This is a genomic window from Frisingicoccus sp., from assembly GCA_016298055.1.
Taxonomy (GTDB): Bacteria; Bacillota; Clostridia; order Lachnospirales; family Lachnospiraceae; genus Frisingicoccus.
In genome coordinates this window covers 1-3598 of the sequence record JAEDDO010000176.1, presented here as the reverse complement: position 1 = coordinate 3598, position 3598 = coordinate 1, and the positions used below count along the sequence as shown (strand labels likewise).

The following is a 3598-nucleotide window of genomic DNA, read 5'->3' as shown; positions in this document are numbered from 1 at the left end:
TTTTTGTTGTCCCCTATGGTCTTTTAAAGTTGCAGTGCGAACATGTCCTCTTAAGCCAAAAACTCCGTCCCCATTGGCTCACCCATTGGCTCATTGATTTCAAAGCATATCTCCACTTTTGCTCCGCCGGTTTTTTTAGAATTTGTGAGCGATATTTTTCCACCATGTTTCCCGGCGATTGTTTTTGCGGAAAACAGTCCAATGCCATAATGCACACCGCCGCTTCTGCTTGTATCATCCATAAAAAATTGTTCTGTTCCGTGCAGCAATGCTTCTTTTGTAAAACCTCTGCCAGTATCTTCCACTGTAAATATTAACATTCCTCTTTTCTCATTGATATCAATATTTATTGTTCCGTCTTTCGGTGTATGTTCTGCTGCATTTTTTATGATATTCATAACAGCCCTTACAACCTGGTCGTAAACAATACTTACGGTTTCACTGATATAGTGTTCTTTCCAGTTAATTTTCAGATTGAAAACTTCGGAGAGTCCTAATGTTTGTTTTTTGATGTCACCAAGTATGTCTTCTGTCCTTATTTTTTCGAATCTATATTGATAACCGTCTACGGACTTTGTTACTTCTATTAATGTCTGTACATAGTTTTGTATCTGCAATGCACTGCTGGCTATATAATCCATATATTTTTTCTGTTCTTCTGTCATCTCCATTTCAGAAAGCAGTTCTGCATTTCCTCTTATGACCGTAAGCGGGGTTTTTATGTCATGCGCCAATGCAGACATTTGTCTGTTTTTTTCCTGTTCCGCCTTCCATTGTCGTTCCAGAGAATCCTTCAATGCATTTCTCATCTCATCTATGGATGACAGGCAATCATCAATTTCTTTTACTCCGGAATAGGATACCTCATATTCAAGATCCTGATTCTTGATTCTCTCTACCGCATTCATTACCGGTTTCATTTTTCGCTTCATCTTTTTCCCAAAACTTACAGACGGCAATAGTATCATTGCAATTCCACTTAAAACAACGATAATCGTCATCAGATTCTGAGGTGAAATGAAGTGTTCTCTGAGAAATGCAGACTGGTACTGGGGTGTCAGACTGTACTGGAGAACAACATATTCCTCCGAACGGGGAATTACCTTATAAAAAAATTCTCCGGATGCGGTTCCCTGATTCGCAACATTCCACGCAATTTTCACCGAATCTTCTGTCATATTTCCTCCAAGTACCTCTCCATCCGCATTAAAAATGACATAACGGCATAGAGGCGGTATAATATCCTCTGTCACTTCATCCGCCTTCTGAATCCGATCATAGGCTTCATTGATCTTCCTTTCTGCGTAATTCGCCGGATAAATAGCGCCTGAATTAACAAGAATATTGAATATAAAAACTGTACATATTCCCAAAACGAACATCAATCCAAGCATAACCAGTACATATCTCAGAAAAATCCCACTAAGTGTACGGCTTCTTCTCTTTTCTACGCTTCCCATTTATACCCGATCCCCCAAACTGTTTTTATCGGCATGCAATGAAAATCTGAGAGCTTTGTTCTAATATTTTTAATATGGGTCGTAATTGTATTGTCATTGCTCTCACTGTCAAATCCGAATACCTGTTCCAAAATCTGTTCTTTTGAAAAAACCTGCCCACGGTTTTTGGCGAGAAACTCACAAATTTCATACTCAGCCTTTGTGAGAGGAATTTCCTTATCCTCAATCATCATCTGCTTTAATGATAAATGAAAGCAAACAGGTCCGACAACCATTCTGACAGAATGTTCCCGATGTTCCCGCCTAAGATGTGCGGCAACTCTTGCACGAAGTTCCATAATCCCAAACGGCTTATAAATATAGTCATCTGCTCCCAATGACAATCCATTTACCAAACTGCTTTCTTCTGTTTTTGCCGTAAGAAACAAAATGGGACAGTCCACAAGCTTCCTGATTCTTGAACACAATACAAAGCCGTCCAGCCCCGGCATCATAATATCCAGCAAAATCAGATCATACTGATTCACTTTTTCCATATTGATCTCAAATGGATTATTTACTTTTGTAACCAAATGTCCATCCTTATTTAGAATTGTTCCGATCATATCAAGGATTGCTGTATCATCGTCAACTACTAAAATTTTCGCCATATTGCCCCTCTATTCTGATATTTTACTTCCTTCCCAACGGGATGCCCAAAATAAATAATAAATCATACTAAGCACTGTAAATACACAAACTATTGGTATTACAGACTGGATTTCACCTATTGCTCCCGCTTCTCCTAAAACAATCTTTAAATACGTGTACGGTATTCTGCCCGTCCATGAAACAGGTATATACTTCCAGACAAACATTCCAAGATTCGTAAGCATTAATGCGCTCACAAGTCCGGAAAAAATCCCCACTCCAATAGACACTCCTTTTCCGAACCGGAAAGCCAAAAACATTTGCCATATATAAAGCGGAATACTTCCGCACCACATGATCCATGCAGCCATCATATAGGCCACTATTCTTATTGTACGACATCCAAGGATTTTGTAAAAGCCGAAACAAAATATTGCCGCTGCTAATAATACAGAAAAAAGACTAAATATAAGCAAAAGTACTACCTTAGATAAAAATGCTGCTGTCTTTTTTTGTAAGGTGAGCAGATTCTGGCACGCTCCCGCATTTTGTTCCTGTTCCGCTATGCTTGCAGTAAATATTCCAATCAGAACAGGAAATCCTGTTCCAACTGCCTGATAAAAAGCAATGATTTTTGCAGGCTCACTCCAAGCGGAAAAAGAATAATATGCTAAAAACAGTCCACTTATTATAACCGGAATCAGAATATGTGCCACCGTTACAGAAAGTCCTTTCATTTTCAAAAAGTCTGCATAAAGATTTTTTCTAAACATCCCTATTTTCCCTCTCTCTTATCAAACCAATTTAAGAACAAAACTGTTGCAATAATGAACCATATAACGGATAAACAAATACCCGGGACAACGACCCCCATATTCAAAAGCGGATTTCCTGCTTCTGCTCTTATTCCATTTGGCAGTATATGAAGAAGCGGGCAAAGAATCCGCATAGGAATTGCTGAAACAAAAAAATACCATTTTCCTGTCGGTGCAACGATTATACCTCCGACTGTGAGAAAAAGACATACAAGTAATTCAACAATCATTCCAAAACGTTCACTCAAAAATAAAAGTAATGGTATTTCCCATAACTGGGAAATCGTAAGAACAACGATTGCAATCACTGCTCCCCGAATCGGAACACAGGTGGTCAATAGAATGCCTCCTAAGGATGCGCCTGCAAATATCATCATATTCGACACCAGAATCACACATCCCATATAGATGATCTTACCCATCATCAATTTTCTTTTACTGACAGGAAGGGTCATAAGATGATAGTATTTTGTCTTTTTCTCCCGCATTATGGAAAGATGGCAGATAATGGCAAGCATTCCGGGCAGCAGCAATGTATACCACCAGTTCCATACACTTTCTGCATACGCATTTGTCATTCCTAACGTAAGTACAAATGCCAAAACAAATACAATCACCGGAAATGCCCAGATAAGCATCCGCCCCATCGACCTTCTTGTTTTCAGATATTCTGCTCTTACAATGCTAATCATA

The 3598-nt window shown here is 38.9% G+C and carries 4 protein-coding genes; all 4 read right to left on the bottom strand.

The window, feature by feature from the left end; all coding sequences use genetic code 11:
* Nucleotides 1–50 precede the first annotated feature (50 nt).
* On the bottom strand, nt 51–1460 hold the full coding sequence (locus tag QZZ35_RS10025; protein ID WP_291237274.1) for a sensor histidine kinase: 1410 nt from the start codon (nt 1458–1460) through the stop codon (nt 51–53).
* On the bottom strand, nt 1448–2110 hold the full coding sequence (locus QZZ35_RS10020; protein ID WP_291237273.1) for a response regulator transcription factor: 663 nt from the start codon (nt 2108–2110) through the stop codon (nt 1448–1450). Before QZZ35_RS10020 ends, QZZ35_RS10025 begins: the two co-directional genes overlap by 13 nt.
* 9 nt (nt 2111–2119) lie before the next feature.
* Nucleotides 2120–2863, bottom strand: a complete 744-nt coding sequence (locus QZZ35_RS10015; protein WP_291237272.1) for a lantibiotic immunity ABC transporter MutG family permease subunit — start codon at nt 2861–2863, stop codon at nt 2120–2122.
* Between the two features lie 2 nt (nt 2864–2865).
* The coding region (locus QZZ35_RS10010) for a lantibiotic immunity ABC transporter MutE/EpiE family permease subunit (protein WP_291237271.1) at nt 2866–3598 on the bottom strand (733 nt) is incomplete at its 5' end.